Annotated in this window: 21 protein-coding genes; 15 read left to right on the top strand and 6 right to left on the bottom strand. The window is 66.5% G+C overall.

Annotated features, from left to right (window positions below):
* Position 1: 1 nt before the first annotated feature.
* Genes G7Y29_RS03965 through G7Y29_RS03975 form a run of 3 tightly spaced genes read left to right on the top strand, consistent with a single transcriptional unit; the run spans position 2 to position 2,555 of the window.
* Complete coding sequence (locus G7Y29_RS03965) at positions 2 to 1,327, top strand: ABC transporter ATP-binding protein (protein WP_165002083.1); 1,326 nt, start codon at positions 2 to 4, stop codon at positions 1,325 to 1,327.
* Positions 1,324 to 2,085 carry an energy-coupling factor transporter transmembrane component T family protein gene (locus tag G7Y29_RS03970; protein ID WP_165002084.1) on the top strand — a complete coding sequence of 254 codons (762 nt, stop codon included), beginning with the start codon at positions 1,324 to 1,326 and terminating at the stop codon, positions 2,083 to 2,085. Before G7Y29_RS03965 ends, G7Y29_RS03970 begins: the two co-directional genes overlap by 4 nt.
* The gene (locus G7Y29_RS03975) at positions 2,085 to 2,555 is read left to right on the top strand and encodes a nucleoside/nucleotide kinase family protein (RefSeq protein ID WP_249399804.1); all 471 of its coding nucleotides are present in this window, start codon (positions 2,085 to 2,087) and stop codon (positions 2,553 to 2,555) included. The genes G7Y29_RS03970 and G7Y29_RS03975 overlap by 1 nt, the downstream gene beginning before the upstream one ends.
* Here G7Y29_RS03975 and G7Y29_RS03980 read toward each other — a convergent pair.
* Together G7Y29_RS03980 and G7Y29_RS03985 are read right to left on the bottom strand one after the other, a co-directional pair.
* Complete coding sequence (locus G7Y29_RS03980; protein ID WP_165002086.1) at positions 2,552 to 3,088, bottom strand: ribonuclease FAU-1 family protein; 537 nt, start codon at positions 3,086 to 3,088, stop codon at positions 2,552 to 2,554. The two genes, G7Y29_RS03975 and G7Y29_RS03980, sit on opposite strands and share 4 nt — an antisense overlap.
* Before the next feature lie 2 nt (positions 3,089 to 3,090).
* Positions 3,091 to 3,780 carry an Rv1157c family protein gene (locus G7Y29_RS03985; protein WP_165002087.1) on the bottom strand — a complete coding sequence of 230 codons (690 nt, stop codon included), beginning with the start codon at positions 3,778 to 3,780 and terminating at the stop codon, positions 3,091 to 3,093.
* A gap of 166 nt (positions 3,781 to 3,946) precedes the next feature.
* On the opposite strand from G7Y29_RS03985, the gene typA reads away from it, so the two are divergent.
* From typA to G7Y29_RS04020, 7 genes are all read left to right on the top strand, one after another.
* Positions 3,947 to 5,863: a translational GTPase TypA gene (gene typA / locus G7Y29_RS03990; RefSeq protein WP_165002088.1), complete on the top strand. Its 1,917-nt coding sequence runs from the start codon at positions 3,947 to 3,949 to the stop codon at positions 5,861 to 5,863.
* Positions 5,864 to 5,930: 67 nt separating this feature from the next.
* On the top strand, positions 5,931 to 7,550 hold the full coding sequence (locus G7Y29_RS03995) for an ABC transporter family substrate-binding protein (protein ID WP_249399805.1): 1,620 nt from the start codon (positions 5,931 to 5,933) through the stop codon (positions 7,548 to 7,550).
* Between the two features lie 11 nt (positions 7,551 to 7,561).
* The gene (gene mshB / locus G7Y29_RS04000) at positions 7,562 to 8,449 is read left to right on the top strand and encodes an N-acetyl-1-D-myo-inositol-2-amino-2-deoxy-alpha-D-glucopyranoside deacetylase (RefSeq protein ID WP_165002090.1); all 888 of its coding nucleotides are present in this window, start codon (positions 7,562 to 7,564) and stop codon (positions 8,447 to 8,449) included.
* Positions 8,446 to 8,823, top strand: coding sequence for a hypothetical protein (locus G7Y29_RS04005; protein ID WP_165002091.1), 378 nt, complete (start codon positions 8,446 to 8,448; stop codon positions 8,821 to 8,823). The genes mshB and G7Y29_RS04005 overlap by 4 nt, the downstream gene beginning before the upstream one ends.
* Before the next feature lie 13 nt (positions 8,824 to 8,836).
* A complete protein-coding gene (gene fdxA, locus G7Y29_RS04010) occupies positions 8,837 to 9,160 on the top strand; it encodes a ferredoxin (RefSeq protein ID WP_165002092.1) in 324 nt (107 codons plus the stop codon).
* Positions 9,161 to 9,174: 14 nt separating this feature from the next.
* On the top strand, positions 9,175 to 10,281 hold the full coding sequence (gene dapC, locus G7Y29_RS04015; protein WP_165002093.1) for a succinyldiaminopimelate transaminase: 1,107 nt from the start codon (positions 9,175 to 9,177) through the stop codon (positions 10,279 to 10,281).
* A complete protein-coding gene (locus G7Y29_RS04020; protein ID WP_165002094.1) occupies positions 10,282 to 10,818 on the top strand; it encodes a GtrA family protein in 537 nt (178 codons plus the stop codon).
* 16 nt (positions 10,819 to 10,834) lie between these two features.
* Here G7Y29_RS04020 and dapD read toward each other — a convergent pair whose 3' ends face one another.
* From dapD to G7Y29_RS04040, 4 genes are all read right to left on the bottom strand, one after another.
* Positions 10,835 to 11,818 carry a 2,3,4,5-tetrahydropyridine-2,6-dicarboxylate N-succinyltransferase gene (gene dapD, locus G7Y29_RS04025; RefSeq protein ID WP_165002095.1) on the bottom strand — a complete coding sequence of 328 codons (984 nt, stop codon included), beginning with the start codon at positions 11,816 to 11,818 and terminating at the stop codon, positions 10,835 to 10,837.
* A gap of 15 nt (positions 11,819 to 11,833) precedes the next feature.
* Positions 11,834 to 13,135: an amino acid permease gene (locus G7Y29_RS04030; RefSeq protein ID WP_165002205.1), complete on the bottom strand. Its 1,302-nt coding sequence runs from the start codon at positions 13,133 to 13,135 to the stop codon at positions 11,834 to 11,836.
* Positions 13,136 to 13,199: 64 nt separating this feature from the next.
* The gene (locus tag G7Y29_RS04035) at positions 13,200 to 14,651 is read right to left on the bottom strand and encodes an amino acid permease (RefSeq protein WP_165002096.1); all 1,452 of its coding nucleotides are present in this window, start codon (positions 14,649 to 14,651) and stop codon (positions 13,200 to 13,202) included.
* A 33-nt stretch (positions 14,652 to 14,684) separates the two neighbouring features.
* Positions 14,685 to 15,617 carry a 2,3,4,5-tetrahydropyridine-2,6-dicarboxylate N-succinyltransferase gene (locus G7Y29_RS04040; RefSeq protein ID WP_165002097.1) on the bottom strand — a complete coding sequence of 311 codons (933 nt, stop codon included), beginning with the start codon at positions 15,615 to 15,617 and terminating at the stop codon, positions 14,685 to 14,687.
* A gap of 29 nt (positions 15,618 to 15,646) precedes the next feature.
* Here G7Y29_RS04040 and dapE point away from each other — a divergent pair, with 29 nt between their 5' ends.
* Genes dapE through G7Y29_RS04065 form a run of 5 tightly spaced genes read left to right on the top strand, consistent with a single transcriptional unit; the run spans position 15,647 to position 19,008 of the window.
* Positions 15,647 to 16,729, top strand: coding sequence for a succinyl-diaminopimelate desuccinylase (gene dapE, locus G7Y29_RS04045; RefSeq protein WP_165002098.1), 1,083 nt, complete (start codon positions 15,647 to 15,649; stop codon positions 16,727 to 16,729).
* A 31-nt stretch (positions 16,730 to 16,760) separates the two neighbouring features.
* The gene (locus G7Y29_RS04050; RefSeq protein ID WP_196820178.1) at positions 16,761 to 17,561 is read left to right on the top strand and encodes an LOG family protein; all 801 of its coding nucleotides are present in this window, start codon (positions 16,761 to 16,763) and stop codon (positions 17,559 to 17,561) included.
* A gap of 39 nt (positions 17,562 to 17,600) precedes the next feature.
* On the top strand, positions 17,601 to 17,966 hold the full coding sequence (locus tag G7Y29_RS10805; protein WP_235933458.1) for a cell division protein DivIVA: 366 nt from the start codon (positions 17,601 to 17,603) through the stop codon (positions 17,964 to 17,966).
* The gene (locus G7Y29_RS04060) at positions 17,938 to 18,108 is read left to right on the top strand and encodes a DUF3117 domain-containing protein (RefSeq protein WP_165002099.1); all 171 of its coding nucleotides are present in this window, start codon (positions 17,938 to 17,940) and stop codon (positions 18,106 to 18,108) included. Before G7Y29_RS10805 ends, G7Y29_RS04060 begins: the two co-directional genes overlap by 29 nt.
* Positions 18,109 to 18,150: 42 nt before the next feature.
* The gene (locus tag G7Y29_RS04065) at positions 18,151 to 19,008 is read left to right on the top strand and encodes a methyltransferase domain-containing protein (RefSeq protein WP_165002100.1); all 858 of its coding nucleotides are present in this window, start codon (positions 18,151 to 18,153) and stop codon (positions 19,006 to 19,008) included.
* Position 19,009 lies beyond the last annotated feature (1 nt).

Below are 19,009 nucleotides of genomic sequence, written 5' to 3' on the forward strand. Positions count from 1 at the left end.
CATGGCCGTGATAGTCGCGCGCGGGCTGGGGTACCAGCACGCGACGCGGACGTCACCGGCGTTCGAGGGGATCGACTTAACCGTTGAGCGCGGCGAGCGCATCCTGATTTCGGGCGACTCCGGATCCGGCAAGTCGACCCTGCTTTCCGTCATCGCGGGCCTCGCCTCCGACAACGAGGACGGTCACCTCACGGGCGCGGTGTCGGTCAACGGCACCGTGGGGATGGTCATGCAGGACCCTGAGGCCCAGACGATTCTTTCGCGCGTGCGCGATGACGTGGCATTCGGCGCGGAGAATATCGCGGTGCCGGCCGGGGAGATCTGGCCGCGCGTGCGCTGGGCGCTAAACGCCGTGGGCCTGGACGTGCCGCTGGACCGCAACACTGCCCACCTGTCGGGCGGCCAGAAACAGCGTCTCGCCCTGGCCGGGGTGCTTGCCATGGGGGCGGACATCATCGTCCTCGACGAGCCGACCGCCAACCTGGATCCGCGCGGCCGCGACGAGATCATCCGCGCGGTGGACAAGGTGTGCGCCGACACAGGCGCCACGTTGATCGTCGTTGAGCACCGCCCTGCCCAGTGGGCGCGCGTGGTGGAGACGTATTACCGGCTCGACGGTGCAGGTTTGCGCGAAATTCCCGCCCACCAGCTGCCGGTGTTGCCGCAGCTGCCACCCTCGAGGCCGGCCGCGCCGGGAGATGCGGTGGCAGTGCGGGCCGACCGGCTGCGCACACGCTTCGGACCCGCGCACACTGTGGAAATCCCCCAGGGGCGCTCAACGGTGATCACGGGGGAGAACGGCTCGGGCAAAACCACCCTGGCGCTCGCCCTGGCGGGCTTGACCGCCCCGGTGGCCGGGCGGGTGACGTACTGCGAGGATATCGCGCGAGGGTTGAAGAAGCCGCCGCACACGTGGTCCTCGAAGCACCTCGCCAGCCGGGTCGGCTACGTGTTCCAGGAGCCCGAGCACCAGTTTGTCACCTCCACCGTCCGAGAGGAGATGGCGTTGACGGGCGCACCGGCCGAGCGGGTCGGTGATCTGTTGGAGCGGTTGCGCCTCGACCACCTGGTCGCCGCGAACCCCTTCACCTTGTCAGGCGGGGAAAAACGCCGCCTGTCGGTTGCCACCGCCCTGGTCAACGCGCCGCGGCTGGTCTTTCTCGACGAGCCCACTTTCGGCCAGGACGACACCACCTTCACCGAACTTGTCGGGCTGATCCGCGAGTTGACCGTCCGAGGCGTGACGGTGGTGTCCATCACGCATGACGAGGCGTTCATGGCGTCGCTCGGCGACCACGTTGTGCGCGTGGGGGGTGGCGCACCGTGAACCTGCTTCGAGGCATCAACCCTGTCACGCGCCTGCTCGGTTTGGCACTGTTGACCACCCCGCTCATGCTCACACTCGATGTCGTCTCCGCCGCGGTGACCGTGGCGCTGACGGTCCTTGCGGCGCCGCTGTGCGGTGTGCCGTGGCGTCGCCTCGCCCGCCGCGCGTGGCCGCTGTTTGTTGTCGCGCCCATCGCGGGGGTGCCCATGGCCCTGTACGGGCGCAGCGGGGGAATGGTCTTTTTCAGCTGGGGGTTGATTAATGTCACCGAGCTGTCGCTGAGCCTGGCGGCCGCCGCGGTCGTGCGCGTGCTCGCCGTGGCGCTGCCTGTGGCGGTGTTGTCGGCGGACGTTGACCCGACCGACCTCGGCGACGGGTTGTCACAGGTGCTGAAGTTGCCGGAACGCTTCGTCATCGGGGCGGTAGCCGCCTTGCGCATGCTCACGCTGTTGCGCGAGGACCTCGACGCGATGCGCATGTCGCGCCGGGCGCGCGGGGTCGCTGACTCCGGCCGCTTCCGCTACTTCTTCTCGCTCGCTTTCGGCGTGCTGGTCATGTCGCTGCGTCGCGCGGGGAAGCTCGCCGCCGCGATGGAGGCCCGCGGTTTCGGCTCCGGGCCCCGCACGCACGCGCGCGTGTCCGCGCTCGGGCAGCTCGATTGGGTGGTCATGGTCGTATGCCTCGCAGGTGCGCTGCTCAGCTTGGGCCTTGCGTGGTATACGGGGCACTTGCGGCCGGTGTGGGCGGTCTCGCGCTAGTGGGCCGCTACACCTTGCTTATCGACGGCCCCTCCGGCGCCGGCAAGACAACCCTCGCCGAGCTCATCGGGCGGCGCCTCGGAATCCGAGTTGTGCACCTCGACGATTTCTACCCTGGCTGGTCGGGTTTGGCCGAGGGTGCGCGCATGGTGGCCGACGACGTGCTCGACGCGCAGTTTCCCGGCTACTGGCGGTGGGACTGGGCCAACGACCGGCGCGGCGGGTGGGTGGCGCTGGATCCAGGTAAGGACCTGATCGTGGAGGGGGTCGGCGCGGTCACCGAGGCGTCGATACGCGCCGCGAAAAGGCTTGGCGACGTGGACACGCTCCGGGTGGTGGCGGACGCCGCGACGAGAAAATCCCGCGCGCTGGCGCGGGACAGGAATTTCGCGGGCTACTGGGACATGTGGGCGGCGCAGGAGGCGCGGCTCGAGCGCGTGCCTGTCGACGCCGCTGTGCGCATGGGCTAAACGGCAGGGGCGAGCTCGACGTCGTCGGCCCAGGTCAGCTCGATGCCGAGCGCGCGCAGCCACTCCATGGCATCGTCGTCGTGGCGGGTGATGCCCTCGACCGCGGTAAGTGTGACGTCGATCGCCTTCTCCGCCTCCTCCGCGGTGATCAGGCCCGCCGAGGTCGCGGCGGCGAGCTCGTCGATGTCCTGGACGTCGATTGGGTTTCCGGTCAGGGAGACCAGGTCGACGTAGAGATCGCGGGCGCGCCAGACGGTGCCCTCGACGTCAATGTTGGCTACGTCGAAGTAGAAGTCCTGCTCCTTCTCGACGCCCTCCCGGAAGTGGAAGATGTTCGCCCGCAGCCCGAGCTCGGGGAGCAACCAGCTCTCCAGGTAGCCGAACTCTGGGTGGTTCGCGCCCCGGGCCATGTAGAGGCCGAAATCGGTGACCTTGAACGTGTCGACTTCGCGGAGGAAACCCTTTGGGTCGGTGTTCGTGTTCGACGCAGTGTCAAAAGTCTCTTGCTTCACCGGGTGAAGGTCGGCGCTCATGATTACCTCACGTGGAAACTAGTTGCGGTCGGGGCGAAGGAACAGACGTTGTCGGCGGTGCGGACACTCCCGTCAACGACTGCCAGGATCTGACCGGACCCTGTGTCGGCGGTGCCGGACAGGGTGGCCGGTCCTGCTGTGTTTATCTGATTGTTATTTAGCGGCGTTACACCCGTGCGGAAATTGCTCACATTGACCCAGTAGACGTTCATGAGTCCCTGCTCCTGCGCGGCGGGCGGGGTGCCGAGGGCGGTGAAGAGGAAAACGGTCTGGCCTGCTGCGGCACCCGGGGCGGGAATTTTCGCTGGGCCCGGGACCGCGATGGCGGAGGCGGTGGAGTGGAGGCCCGGGCCGATGCAGTTCGATGAAACGGTGGGCCAGATGAACTGAGTAAAACCCGGGGCCGTATCCGGTAACGGCGGCCCGCCAATTTCTCCGGTGCCCGCGAAAAATCCCACGGCGGTGCGCAGAGCGTCGGCCACGCGCGGGGGAACAAACGGCTGATCGGCGAACTCGTGGACCTTGGACACCGTCAGGTCGGTTGGGCGCCCCAGCTCGTCGACATACTGGGACGAGAGGTCGACGGCGTGTGCGGCTGTTTCCGAGGTCAGCGTCGAAAGCCCAAGCAGAGCTGCTGCTGTTGCGGCCGCGCAGCATCGGCGACGTGGGAAAGCGGTTGTGAAAGCGGGCACGGCGCAAGTCCTTTTGTGGGGAAAATTATATACAGCAGAGCAATTCCTTAACGTAAGCCACAATAGTCCCCACGGGGCGCTAGTCAAGCGGTAAGAGTGCGTTAAAAAGCCAATGCGAGTAGGGTTTAGTCGTTCTTTCCCCTCACCCCAAAGGAGCACCGGCTCAGTGTCGCATCCTGAATTCCGTAACGTCGCCATCGTCGCGCACGTTGACCACGGCAAGACCACCCTCGTCAACGGCATGCTGGAGCAGTCCGGCGTATTTAGCGACCACGGCGAACACGGGGACCGCGTCATGGACTCCGGCGAGCTCGAATCTGAGCGTGGCATCACCATTCTGGCGAAGAACACCGCCATCCGCCGCGCCGGCGCGGGCAAGGACGGCCGCGACCTCGTCATCAACGTCATCGATACCCCCGGCCATGCGGACTTCGGCGGCGAGGTCGAGCGCGGCCTGTCCATGGTCGACGGTGTGGTGTTGCTCATCGACGCCTCCGAGGGCCCGCTGCCCCAAACCCGCTTCGTGCTGGGTAAGGCGCTGGAATCGAAGAAGCCCGTCATCATCTGCGTGAACAAGACCGACCGCCCCGATGCCCGCATCGACGAGGTCGTCGACGAAGCCCAGGACCTGCTCCTCGAGCTCGGCGCAGGCCTCGAGGATCCGGAGGCCGCGGAGGCCGCAGAGAACCTCCTCGAGCTTCCCGTCCTGTACGCCTCCGGCCGTGCCGGTCGCGCCTCGCTGAACAACCCGGGCAACGGTGAGATGCCGGACAACGAGGATCTCCAGCCGCTGTTTGACGTCATCTACGACACGCTTCCGGAACCATCTGCCGACATCACCGGCCCATTCCAGGCGCAGGTGACCAACCTCGACTCCTCCTCCTTCCTCGGGCGTATCGCGCTGATCCGCGTCTACCGTGGGTCCGTGAAGAAAGGCCAGACCGTCGCGTGGGTCCACTACGACGCTGATGGCAACCAGCACGTCAAGAACGTCAAGATCGCCGAGCTGCTGGTCACCCAGGGCCTCGACCGCGTACCCGCCACCGGTGAGGTCGTCGCGGGCGACATCGCCGCTGTTTCCGGTATCGACGAGATCATGATCGGCGATACCCTGACCGATCCGGAGAACGTCGAGCCGCTGCCGCGCATCAAGGTCGACGACCCGGCCATCTCCATGACCATCGGCGTCAACACATCCCCGATGGCGGGCCGTGGCGGCGGCGACAAGCTCACCGCCCGCATGGTCAAGGCACGTCTCGACCAGGAGCTGATCGGTAACGTTTCCATCCGTGTGCTGCCGACCGACCGCCCCGACGCCTGGGAGGTCCAGGGACGCGGTGAGATGGCGCTGACGGTGCTCATCGAACAGATGCGCCGCGAGGGATTCGAACTGACCGTGGGCAAGCCCCAGGTGGTGACCAAGCAGATCGACGGAAAGACCTACGAGCCGTTCGACCACATGGTCATCGACACCCCGTCCGAGTACCAGGGCGCCGTCACCCAGCTCATGGCCAACCGCAAGGGCCAGATGACCGGAATGTCCAACACCGGCTCTGGAGACTGGGTCCGCATGGAGTTTGACGTTCCCTCGCGTGGGTTGATCGGCTTCCGCACCACCTTCCTCACGGAGACCCGCGGCGCCGGCATCGCCAACTCCTACTCCATCGAGCACCGCCCGTGGGCCGGCGAGATCAAGGGCCGCCCCACCGGGTCCCTCGTCGCCGACCGCACCGGACAGGTCACCGCCTACGCGCTGACACAGCTCGCGGATCGCGGCGACTTCTTCGTCGAACCGGGCGCGGACGCGTACGAAGGCATGGTCGTCGGCGCGAACTCGCGCGACGAGGACATGGACATCAACATCACCAAGGAGAAGAAGCTGACCAACATGCGCTCCGCCACCGCGGACGCCACGGTCACCTTGGCGAAGGCTCGCACCCTCTCCCTCGACGAGGCCATCGAGTTCTGCGACGAGGACGAGTGCGTCGAGGTTGCCCCCGACGCCATGCGCGTGCGCAAGATCATCCTCAACGCCACCGAGCGCGGCCGCGCCCGCTCCCGCGCCAAGCAGCTGAACAAGTAACTGCGGGGCTGGGCCGGTGGACCGGAGGACGAGTCGTCGTGCCGTAGCTGCCGCGGTTGCTGTCTGCGTGGCATCCGGCGCGGTGTCGTGCGCCGCCCGCCCCGGTCCCCCTCCGCTGGTTCAGCAGGAGGAGATCGAGCAGCTGGATCCGGCCGCTACCCCGACCACCAGCGCCCAGGCTCCCGCGCGCAAGTCGCGCACCCAGATCCAGGTCGGTGCGGAGCCGTTGCGCGCCGGACTCAACCCGCACCTGCTTTCCGACGACACCTCGCTGGTGCAGTCCATAGCGGAACTGGCCCTGCCCAGCGCATATGACGACGGCGTGCGCGACCCGAGCGTGATCGAGGGTGCGACGGTGCTGGCCACCTCGCCCGACGCGATGACGGTGCGCTACGTCATCCGCCCGGAGGCGCAGTGGTCCGACGGAACCCCGTTGACGGGCGCGGATTTCGTCTACCTGTGGCGCGGGATGAGCACCACTCCAGGAGTCATCGGCCCCGCGGCGTATCAGGCGATCTCGGCCGTGCGTGTCACCGGGCCCGCGGGCAAGACCGTGGACGTGGACTTCTCCGAGCGCATCCGGGACTGGCAGGGTCTGTTTTCCGCCCTGCTGCCCTCGCACTTGCTCGCCGCCGACGCGTCCGATTTCGCCTCCGCCGCCGGTGAGACCCTCCCCGCCTCGGCGGGGCGTTTCATGGTGCAGTCCGTCGACCGTGGCCGGGGAACAATCACGCTCAACCGCAACGACCGGTTCTGGGGTGCAGATCCCGCGCGCGTGGACGTCCTCACCATCAACGCAGTGCGGGGCACCACGCAGATCGCTGACCAGCTGCGCTCCCAGCAGCTGGGATTCGTGGACACGATCCCCGACGAAACTACCCGGGACGTCTTCGACCTCATCCCCGAAACCCAGGTTCGCCCGGTCGACGGCCCCCGCACGCTCGGGGTGACGCTGTCGAGCACCTCGCCGCTTCTCCGGGACATCGACGCGCGCGAAGAGCTGCGCTCGCTTATCGACGTCCCCCTTATCGCCCGACTCGCCGCCGGCCGGTCGTCGGAACTCGCGGTCGCCGAGCATACGCCCGTTACCGGCCAGGCTCCGGCGCTTTTGCAGCAGCGGGTCACCGAGAGCAGGCCGCTGCGCGTGGCGGCGGACCCGGCCGACCCCGAGTCCGCCGCCGCGGCCCGCTCGCTGGTTGACCTGTTAGAGCAGCGGGGTGTGTCGGCTCGCGTGGTGTCGACGGACATGCAGAGCATCGTCTCCACCGGGCTGCCTTCCGGCGCGGTGGATGCCGTCGTGCATTGGGACACAGGCGCCGACAGCAGTAACGAACTCGCGAGCAGGATCATGTGCCCGCACGACGACTACCGGGCAGGCAACCTTTCGGGACTGTGCGGTCCGGAAACGGAGGCTCTCGCCCACGACATTCTGGCGGGCAGGGCGCGCGGCGGCGAGGCACGCGGGACCGTCGATAATGCGCTGCGCGGCGCCGCCGTATGGGTGCCTCTCATGCACGAGCGGCGGATCCTCGCGCTGGGCACCGGTATCGTGGGCCCGGATGCAGATGTGATGAACTGGGAGTCGGGTCTGTCCACGGCCGCGTCGTGGCGCGTCGGAGAAGGCGGAGGCGCGGGAGCCACCACAACCACGGTTCCCGCCGGGCAGGAAGAGCCCGCACAGCAGTAAGGAGAAGGACAATGCAGCAGCGCGATCTCGCGGGTTACAGGGTCGTCGCGGTGCACGCGCACCCGGATGACGAGGCTATTTCAACCGGTGGCGCGCTGGCGGACCTCGCCGCCCGCGGCGCGGATGTTCTGGTGGTCACCTGCACCCTCGGTGAAGAGGGGGAGGTGATCGGGGAGAAGTACGCCCACCTGGTGGCGGACGCGGCCGATCAGTTGGGCGGGTTCCGCATCGGTGAGCTCTCCCGCGCTTGTGGCGTTCTCGGGGTGCGCCAGCGTTTCCTCGGGGACGTAGGCCGCTACCGCGACAGCGGGATGGCGGGCGCGGAGTCAAGCCGCAACCCGCGGGCCTTTGTCAACTCCGGTGACGCGGCCGTCGGCGATCTCGCCGCGATTTTCGCGGAGGAGCGCCCGCACCTCGTGCTCACGTACGGCCCCGACGGCGGTTATGGACACCCGGACCACATTCGCGCGCACGAGATAACCCACGCCGCCGCGCAATGCACCGGAGCCGTGAGGCGAATTCTGTGGGCGGTGCGCCTGCGCGAAGAACTCGAGGCGAACTTGCCGGTGGAGATCCCGGAGGGGTGGACGCGACCCGCGCCCGGTGAGCTCGACGCGGTGGACCGCAGCGACACGTGGGTCGAGCTGGATGACCGCGCGTACACCGCCAAAGTGGAGGCCATGCGCGCCCACGCCACCCAGGTCTGGATCGGCGACGGTTACGCATCGGAGACCAACCCGCACTCCGCTCGCGCCCGCGGGCCGGTGACCGCGTACGCGCTGAGCAACCTCGTGACCCAGGCCGTGCTGCGACGGGAGCACTACCAATTCGGCGCGGGTGTAGGGATAGAGCGGGGCGTAAACGCGCCCGCCGGTTTGCTCAGTGGGATCGAGAAGTGAGCGAGCCTGTCGTCCGCGACGATTTTTCCCGCGGGGAAGCCGTGGGCGGGATCGTGTGGCTCAGCGTCGGTGCCGCCGTCTCCGCGTTGATGGAGGTGGTCTACCTCGGTGCGACCGTGTTCGGTGTGCCGATGCCGGCGAGCATTCTCGTCGCCCTCCTGTTCAACGCGGTGCTGACCAGGACCGCGTTGTTGTGGACGTCGATACGCGCAATTGCCCTCATCCCCCTGGCGGTGTGGCTCGGGATCTTCATGGTGCTGCTGGCCGCGCTGCCCGCGACGGGCAGCATGGTCGTCCCAAATAATATTCTCACTGTTTTCTTGATGTTTGCCGGTCTCGCCGGAGGCGTATGGCCAGTTCTGAGAAGCGAGTGACATAATAACGGGCATGACTTACATCATTGCTCAGCCGTGTGTCGACGTGCTGGACCGTTCCTGCGTAGAGGAGTGCCCCGTCGACTGCATTTACGAAGGCAAGCGGATGCTCTACATCCACCCGGACGAGTGCGTGGACTGCGGCGCTTGCGAGCCCGCTTGCCCGGTCGAAGCGATTTTCTACGAGGACGACACCCCTGAGGAATGGGCGGACTACTACGACGCCAACGTCGCATTCTTCGACAACCTCGGCTCCCCGGGCGGTGCGATGAAGCTCGGCCCACAGGACTTCGATCACCCGTTTGTCGCCGCGCTACCGCCGCAGAACCAGGTATAAGAGCTGTCATCGGCATGACCCGAACCCCGCTGGGCTCCCAGCTGCCCGATTTCCCGTGGGACACGATTGCGGACGTCAAGGAGCGCGCGGCTGCGCACCCCGACGGCATCGTCGACCTTTCCGTCGGCACGCCCGTCGACTCCGTCAGCCCCGCGATCCAGCTCGCACTCGCCGAGAACGCCGCAGCGCCGGGTTACCCGCAGACGATGGGCACGCCTGAGCTTCGCGACGCCATCGTGGCCGCCCTCGAGCGCCGCTACAACGCCGCAGGCCTCGGGCCCTCCAGCGTGCTGCCGGTCGTCGGCACCAAAGAAGCCATCGCCTGGCTGCCCACGACACTGGGCCTGTGTGCGGCGCGGGTGGCGATTCCCGAGGTCGCATACCCCACCTACGAGGTTGGCGCGCTAATCGCCGGTTGCGAGGTCGTGCGCACTGACACCCCAGAGGGCGCCTCCGGGGCGTCGCTGGTGTTCATCAACTCGCCGTCGAACCCGACGGGCCAGGTCCGGGGCGTCGACGAGCTGCGCGCGTGGGTCGCCTTCGCCCGCGAGACCGGCGCCATCATCGCCTCCGACGAGTGCTACATGGGGCTCGCCTGGTCCGCCGACCCCGTCTCCATCCTCGACCCTCGTGTCACAGACGGCGACAACGCCAATCTGCTGGCCATCCACTCGCTGTCGAAGACCTCCAACATGGCTTCCTACCGAGCCGGTTTCCTCGCGGGTGACGAGTCCCTGATCCAAGAGCTGCTGCTCGTGCGCAAGCACGCGGGGCTCATGGTCCCCGGCCCGATCCAGCACGCCATGGTCGCCGCGCTTGTCGACGATACGCACGAGGAGCTCCAGCGCCTCATCTACGCCAAGCGCCGCGCACTGCTTCTCGACGCCCTGATACGCGCCGGATTCACCGTCGACCACTCCGAAGCCGGCCTGTACCTCTGGGCGCGGCGAGAGGGTGCGGACGCCCGCGAGAGCCTGCACTGGCTCGCGCAGCGCGGCATCCTCGCCGCCCCGGGTGACTTCTACGGCCCTTCCGGAGACAACCACGTCCGCATCGGTCTGACCGCCTCTGACGAGCGCATCGCCGCTGCAGTGTCGCGGCTGGCCCAGACGGAGGCCTGAGTGGGAAGTACCGCGGTACGGATCGTCGCCAGCGCGCGGGAGTTCGTGAAATTCGGCATCGTCGGCGGGTCCGGTGTCGCCGTCAACCTAGTCGTTTTCTACCTGGCCAAAAAGGCCATTGAACTGGGCTTCGGCATCCACGAGGCCGAAGTGTTTGCCAACATCTTCGGCACCCGGTTCAACATCCGCTGGTACCACGTGCTCTCCACCGTGGCGTTCGTGGTCGCGAACATCTGGAACTACCAGCTGAACCGCTCGTGGACGTTCCGCCACGTGCCCAAGCGCAACTGGTTCGCGGGATTTTTTCCGTTTCTCGCAACCGGGATCCTCGCGTTCGCCGTGTCACTGACTCTGATGACGCTGCTGATGAATCCCACCTCGCCGATCGCGCTGCCGGAGCACATCTTCGACGACTCCACGGGCCTGCGCACCAAATCCTACTGGGCGCAGGCGATCTCGACGCTCATTGCGATGCCGGTGAACTTTGTGGTGAACAAGTACTGGGCGTTCCGCAAACCCAAGGTCACGCCCGTCTAGTTCACCGAGAAGGCTGCTAGTTCTTGTGCAGCTCCTCGTTGAGCTCCACGCCCTTGGCGCGGGACGCCTCGACGGCACCGGTGAGGGAGTTGCGGCGGAACATGATGCCGTTCTTGCCGGACAGCTCCACAGCCTTGACCTCCGCGTCCTCGGCGTAACCGTACGCCGAGGCGATGTCACCGGAGACGCGGACGCGGGTGCCTGCCGTGACGTACAGGCCGGCCTCGACAATACAGTCGTCGCCAAGCGAGATGCCCACGCCCGCGTTCGCACCGAGGAGGCAGCGTTCGCCCAAAGTGATGGTCTCTTTGCCGCCGCCGGACAGGGTGCCCATGATGGAGGCGCCGCCGCCGATGTCCGTCCCGTCGCCAACGGTCACGCCCGCGGAAATGCGGCCCTCGACCATGGAGGCGCCGAGGGTGCCGGCGTTGAAGTTGACGAAGCCCTCGTGCATGACGGTCGTGCCCTCGGCGAGGTGCGCGCCGAGACGGACGCGGTCGGCGTCTCCGATGCGCACGCCGGAGGGAACGACGTAGTCGACCATGCGCGGGAACTTGTCCACGGAAAAGACCACCACGGGGCCTTTGGCGGCGAGACGCCCACGCGTCATCTGGAAGTCGGAGACCTCGCACGGACCGTAGTTCGTCCACACCACGTTGGCGAGCAGGCCGAACACCCCGTCCATGTTGGCTCCGTGCGGCGCAACCAAGCGGTGGGAGAGCAGGTGAAGGCGCAGATAGACATCGTAGGCGTCGACGGCCGGCTCGGAGATGTCGGCAATGGACGTCTCCACCTGAACGCGGGCCACGCCGCGGTCCTCGTCCGGGCCGACTAGGTGGGAGAAGCGGGAATCCGGCTCGTCGACACGCACCGTGCCGGTCTCCGCCACCGGCTCGCCCAACTTGGGCGCCGGGTACCAGACATCCAGGACGGTTCCGTTGTGGGTGACGGTGGCAATGCCTCGCGCGCGCGCCGACGCGTTAGTGGTGGAGTTAGTCATGCCAGATACCTTAGATCATTGCCCGGACATTGCCCGGGAGCGGCTTCGGTTGAGCTGTGAGAGTCCGACAAGCGCGAGGGACAGTGCTAGCACTGCAAAAATCTGGCCGCGAGCGGAGGCGTCGAGAAGCATAAGGGCGAGAATGCCGACGAGCGCCGCGAGAGTGACCCACGGCAACCAGCGCGGGCTGAGCGCGATGTCGTCGCCCGCGAGCTGGCCGCGCAGGCGTGCGTAGCTGAGCGTGATCATGATCCAGGTAACGATGAGACAACCGCCCACGGCGCTCATGAGGAAAGTTAGGAGCCCCGGCGGGTTCCACCATTGCAGGCCCACTGCCAGAAAAGCGAAGAAGACCGAGACTAAAACGGAGTTGATGGGTACTCGCTGAGCGTTCGTGCGGCGCAGCCATGCGGGCGCGTCACCGTCGAGCGCCTGTTGGTAGGCCATGCGCGAGGTGCCGTAGATCTGGGCGTTGAACGCGGACAGCAGTGCCAGCACGATGACGGCCTCCATGAACCCGACGGCCCCCGGGATGTTGGCCATGTCTAGGACCTGTGTGAAGGGGGAGTCGGCGGCGGAATCGGCGGCGTCGATACGCGCGTAGGGGATCAGCAGGATGATGATGATCACGGAACCGATGTAGAACAGACCGATGCGCCAGATGATCGAGTTGACCGCGCGTTTGACGGCCTGCGCGGGTTTTTCGGACTCTGCGGCGGCGATGGTGACGACCTCGATGCCGCCGAAGGCGAAGGCCACCGCGAGCAGGCCGGCGGCTACACCCGCGATACCGTTCGGTGCGAAGCCCGACTCGGAGATGTTGTCGAACCCGACGAAGCCGCTACCGGGCAGCAGGCCCAAGAACAGCGCGCTGCCGATGAGGAGGAAGCCGGCGATGACGACGACCTTGATCATCGCGAACCAGTACTCGAATTCGCCGAACCCCTTGACCTGGGCGAGATTGATCGCGGCGAAAAAAACGACCGTGACCAGCGCGGGGATCCACTGGGGCACGCCGAACCAGCTCGACATAATGGCCGCGGCACCCGTGATCTCTGCGCCACCGACCATAATGAGCAAGAACCAGTACAGCCAACCAAGGAGGAAACCCGCCCAATCTCCGAAGGCCTTGCGGCCATAGGTGGCGAAGGACCCGGGTGACGGGTCGGCGGCGGCCATTTCACCCAGCATGCGCATGACGCCCACGACGATCGCGCCAGCGATCATGTAGGCAATGATGATCGCCGGCCCCGCCGCGCGGATACCCGCACCGACGCCGAGAAACAGACCCGCCCCCACCGCCATACCGAGACCCATGAGGGTGAGGTGGCGCGACTTCAAGCCCGTGCCGAGTTTCGGATCGGATTCATTAACGGTCTGCTTAGTGCTCAACGGTTGTCCTCTCGGGGGTTACGGCGGCGCGCTGCTTGAAAGCGTCGGTACTGGTCCAGACGATGCCGGCGAGGGTGATCACACCGACGACGACCGCCACGGCGAGCATCTGGAAACGGCCCTCGGGGGTGGTCAGCATGAGCACGACGATGGCACCGGCGAGTGTGACAGTGGCCCAGGGCAGAACTTTCGGCGCCCACATGCGAACGTGCGTGATCTCGCCGGACTCCACCAGGCGGGGGTGCAACCGGATGAAAGAGAACGCGATGGCGAACCAGAGCACGATGAGGCAACCGCCGACGGCGTTGAGCAGGAAAGCCAGCAACCCGGGCGGGTTCCAATACTGCAGCGCGACGGCGACGAAGCCGAAGAACACGGACACCACGACGGCGCGCATCGGCACACCGCGGGCGTCAGTGGACTGGAAAAACGCCGGGGCGTCGGCGCGGTGGGCAAGGTTGTGGAGGAAACGCGAGGTGCCGTAAATCTGTGTGTTACACGCGGAAAGCAGCGCGATGACGATAACCGCCTCCATGATGCCGACCGCGCCCGGGATGTTGGCCAGGTGGAGCACCGCCGTGAACGGAGACTCGGACGCGTCATCGGCACCGCCGATCGCGTCATACGGCAGCAGCAAAGTGATCAGCAAAACGGAGCCGATGTAGAAGACACCGATGCGCCAGATAATGGAGCGGATCGCCGAGTGGACTGCTACCTCCGGATCCTCCGACTCGGCGGCCGCGATAGTGACCATCTCGATGCCGCCGAAGGCGAAGGCGACGGCGAGAAGCGCGGTGGCCACGCCGCCCCAGCCGTTGGGCATGAACCCGACCTCGGCGACGTTGGAGAGGCCGATGAAGGTGCCGCCGGGCAGCAGACCCAGCCACAGCAGGACACCGAGGACGAGGAAGGCGACGATGACGGCGACCTTGACCAGTGCGAACCAGAACTCGAACTCGCCGAAGTTTCGCACCGCCGCGAAGTTGATCACGGTGAAGAAAACGATCGCGGCCAGGGCGGGGATCCAGGGGGAGACCCCGAACCAGCTCGCGACGATGCCGGAGGCGCCAGTGATCTCCACGGCCATGATCATGACCATCATGAACCAGTACAACCAACCGACCGCGAACCCAGCCCACGGGCCGAACGCCTGCTCGGCGTAGGTGGAAAAGGTGCCAGACGACGGTCGCGCGGCAACCATCTCGGCGAGCATCTGCATGATGCACACGGTGATCGCGCCGGCAATGAGGTAGGCGAAGAGCACGGCGGGACCCGCGGCCTGGATACCGACACCTGTGCCGAGGAAGAGCCCCGCGCCGATGGCGGAGCCCAGGCCCATCATGGTCAGGTGGCGCGTCTTCAAACCGCGGCGCAAAGCGGTCGGTGCAACCGCGGGCGACTCTGCTGTCGGCTCGGCTGGCGAAGGAACGGTGTGGGACATGCGTTTACCTTAAACCGCAGCCCCCCGCGGGCGTTACCTGGGCCGGAGAACGGGGCAGGCTGAGTTCGGCTCGTTGGTGATGATGATGTCGCTCTGCCCGGCGACCGCCCCGGCGGAGATCATGGTTCCGGAGCGTGCGTCGATAATCGCGGTGGTGGGCTCGAGCATGACGTTGACACCGATCTCGCAGCGGTCACCCAAGTCGACGCCGATCACACCCGCCGACGGGCGCAGCTTGCAGTCGCGGCCGAGCCTGAGCGGGATACGATTCCGGCGCTCTGAGACGGAGGCGATCAGAGTCGACGACAGGCCGACGTCAGTGCCCTCGTCAATGACCACGGACGAGGACAGGCGACCCTCGATCCGCGCCGGGCCGAGCGAACCGGCGTTGAAGGAGACGTATCCTTCACGCATGACGGAGGTGCCGGGAGCGAGGTAGGCGCCGAGGCGCACGCGCTCGGCCTCGGCGATCGAGACACCGGAGGGCACGACGTAGTCCACCATGCGAGGCAACCGCTCGATGCCGTAGACGTGGATCTGGCCGCGGGAGCGAAGAGAGGTGCGCACGTGCTCGAAGTTGTCGGACAGGCACGGGCCCTTGTTCGTCCACACGGTGGGCACCAGGTGGGTAAGGCAATCCGTCATGTTCATCTCGAGCGGCTTGACCAGGCGGTGGGACAGGAGGTGCAGGCGCAGGTACACGTCGTGAGCGTCGACGGGCGGCTCGGAGAGGTCGGCGATGACGGTGCGCACCGGAACAAGCTCGACCAGGCGGTCGCGGTCCATGCCGACGATGGACAGGAAACGGTCGGAGAGGTCGCGGGCGCTGACGCGCTGGGTGCCGGTCACGAGGGCGTCGACACGCTCCTCGTCCTCGATCAGCTTCGGCGACGGGTACCACGTATCCAGGGTCGTTCCATCCATGGCGATGTTGGCGATTCCGGTCGCTTCGGCTCCTAGCGGCATGCGTCTCATCATAAACGTAGGATCGGGGAGTGGCTTCCCTCAATCTCTTCGCCGACCCCGTCGACTTGACCGCTGCTCTCATCGATATCGAGTCGCCCTCGCACCACGAGCGCGCCATCGCCGACGCGATCGAGGCGGCCCTGCGCGAGCTCGAGGGGGTGGAGTTGATCCGCTGCGGGAACACAGTGGTCGCCCGCACCCACCACGGTTGCGGGCAGCGAGTGGTGCTGGCGGGCCATGTGGACACGGTACCGCTCGCGGGCAACACCCCCCACCGGCTTGTCGACGGTGTGCTGCACGGCTGCGGCTCCGTGGACATGAAGTCCGGCCTTGCGTGTTACCTGGGGGCCTTCGCCCGCTTGTGCGCGCCCGGTGCCAGCGCGTTCGACCTCACCTTGATCGCCTACGAGGGTGAGGAGGTTTCCAGCGAGCACAACGGCCTGTACCACTTGGAGCGCGACCGCCCTGAGCTGCTCGCGGGTGACCTGGCGCTGCTGGGTGAGCCCTCGGGCGCCATCATCGAGGCGGGTTGCCAGGGCACTATTCGCGTCTTGGTGCAGGCGCGCGGCACCCGCGCGCACTCGGCGCGCAGCTGGCTGGGTGACAACGCCGCCCACAAGCTCGCCGGGGTGCTCGGCCGTGTGGGGCGCTACGAGCCGCGTAGCGTGACCATCGCTGGTTGCGAGTACCGCGAGGGCCTCAACGTCGTGGGGATGGAGGGCTTTGTGGCCACTAACACTATCCCCGATTTCGCCCAGTTGACCGTCAACTTCCGCTACGCGCCGGACCGCTCCGTCGCCGCGGCGAAGGCGCATCTCGAGGAGGCACTCGCGCTGGAAGAAGGCCTCGAGCTGGTGTGGGACGACGTCGCACCCGCCGCGCTGCCCGGCCTGGACGACCCCGTGGCCAAGAACCTCGTCGAGGCCGTTGGCGGAAATTTCCGCGCCAAGTTCGGATGGACGGACGTGGCCAGGTTCTCTAACCTTGGAATTCCGGCCGTGAACTTCGGGCCGGGCGATCCGGGATTCGCCCACAAGGTGGACGAGCAGTGCCCAACCGAGCAGATCTACACCGTCGCCCGGACCCTCGAGGCGTACCTCACGGCGAAATAGAGACGTAATTCAACTGGAAGCGGAGCAGAACGTGGCGCCCCACATCACCCCCAAACCCGAGCGAAACCGCAAGCTGCGCGGCCCGATCATGCTGCGCACTGACGAGGAGCAGCCCACGACCCACGACCAGCGCCTGTTGGAATCGCTGGGCAGCAGCGACCACGACTGGAAGCACGCGGACCCGTGGCGCGTGATGCGCATCCAGTCCGAGTTCGTGGCGGGTTTCGACGCGCTCTCCGAATTGCCGAAGGCGGTCACGGTGTTCGGGTCGGCGCGCCTCGGCGAGGGTACCCCGGAGTACGAGCAGGCGCGCAAGGTCGGCGAGGCACTCGTGGAGGCCGGTTACGCCGTGGTCACCGGCGGCGGCCCGGGCCTGATGGAAGCCCCGAACCGCGGCGCCCATGAGGCTGGTGGCCTCTCCGTGGGCCTCGGCATCGAGTTGCCGTTCGAGCAGGGACTCAACGACTGGGTCGACCTCGGACTGAATTTCCGCTACTTTTTCGCCCGCAAGACCATGTTTCTCAAGTACTCCCAGGCGTTCATCACGCTGCCTGGCGGCTTCGGCACACTCGATGAAGTCTTCGAAGTCTTGTGCATGGTCCAGACGGGCAAGGTGACCAACTTCCCGATCGTGCTCATGGGCACGGAGTTCTGGGGTGGTCTAGTGGAGTGGATCCGCGGACAGCAGCTCGCACGCGGCCTGATCTCCGAGGGCGATGACCAGCTCTTCCTCGTCACCGACTCCATCGAAGAGGCGGTCGGCTACATTACGGACGCCCACAAGGTGATGACGGATGAGCGCCTAAAGCGCGCCCAGCGCGGCGCCGAGTAGGTGCGTGCCCGTTCCGCTTGCCCGGGCTAGGATGTGACCATGCTGTCCTGGATCCTGCTCATCCTCGTCGTTGCATTCGTCTGCCTCCTCGGCATCGGTGCAAGCGTGCACCTCTTCGGCCGCGGAGAGGCGGTCCCGCCACTGGCGGAGACGACCGACGTGCTCGAGCACAACCGCCGAGCTGTGGAGGAGGGCAACCTCGACTCAGTCCAACTGGAGGTCGTACACCGCGGCTACAAAATGGAGCAGGTGGACGCCCTCATTCAACAGCTCGCTGACCTGCGTAATCGTTCGGCCTCACCCGAAGTGAGCGCCGTGTCCCCCGGAAACGGCGTAGAATCGGACGAAACGCCTGCGTTCGAAGGAGAATTGTTCTATGGCAGCAATGAAGCCCCGCACCGGTAACGGTCCCATGGAAGCTGTGGTGGAAAGCCGCAAGATTGTCATGCGTATCCCCTCGGATGGCGGTGGCCGCCTTGTAGTTGAACTTAATGCCGAAGAAGCGTCAGAGCTGGGCAAACTGCTCCTCGAGGCTGCGGGGGAGTAAGCACGCTCTCGGCGTGCCGCATTAGCGGGGTAGAATCGCCACATGCTCAATCACATCGTCGACGTCCTCGCTGATCCCATCGACGGCTCACCACTGTCCGGCGTCGACGACTTTTCCCGGCTCGTCTCCGCGTCGGGCCATTCCTACGACGTGGCCAAGCAAGGCTACGTCACGCTCTCGGGCGGCTCCGGCCTGAACCATGAGGGCGACAGCCTCGACATGGTCACCTCCCGCGAAGTCTTCCTCTCCCAGGGCCACTTCGCACCTTTCGTTGAGGCGGTCACCGACCGAGTCTCACATGCACTCGAGGCCACACATGCAGACGAGCCGGTCGTGCTCGAAGTCGGTGCCGGAACCGGATACTACCTTTCCCACACCCTCGACAGTATCGAGGGTTCCAGGGGAGTGGGCCTCGACATTTCCGTTCCCGCGGCTCGTCGCCTGGCCAAAGCCCACCCGCGCGTCGGCGCGGTCGTCGCGGATGTCTGGCACGGCCTTCCGCTTCTCGACGGCTCAGTCAACGTCGTCACTGTCATCTTCGCGCCCCGCAACCCCGCGGAGTTCGCCCGCGTCCTCGCCCCCGAGGGTGAGGTCGTGGTCCTCATCGCGGACCACGGCCACCTGGACGAGCTGCGCGAGCCGCTGGGCATCCTCGGTGTAGAGGAGGGCAAATTGGAGCGGATGCTGGAGCAGGCTGCCGGCCACCTCGTGGCAGTCGGCGACCCGCAGCTGCTCGAATTTCCCATGCGGCTGGACCGGGAATCAATCGCCGCCCAGGTGGGGATGAGCCCGTCGGCGCGCCACGTGGAGGCCGAGACGCTGCGCGGGCGCCTCGACGCGCTGCCCGAGCACATGGATGTCACCGCCCGCGGCGTGCTGGTGAGGCTCCGGAAAGCCTAGT

This window comes from Corynebacterium qintianiae, assembly GCF_011038645.2.
Lineage (GTDB): Bacteria > Actinomycetota > Actinomycetes > Mycobacteriales > Mycobacteriaceae > Corynebacterium > Corynebacterium qintianiae.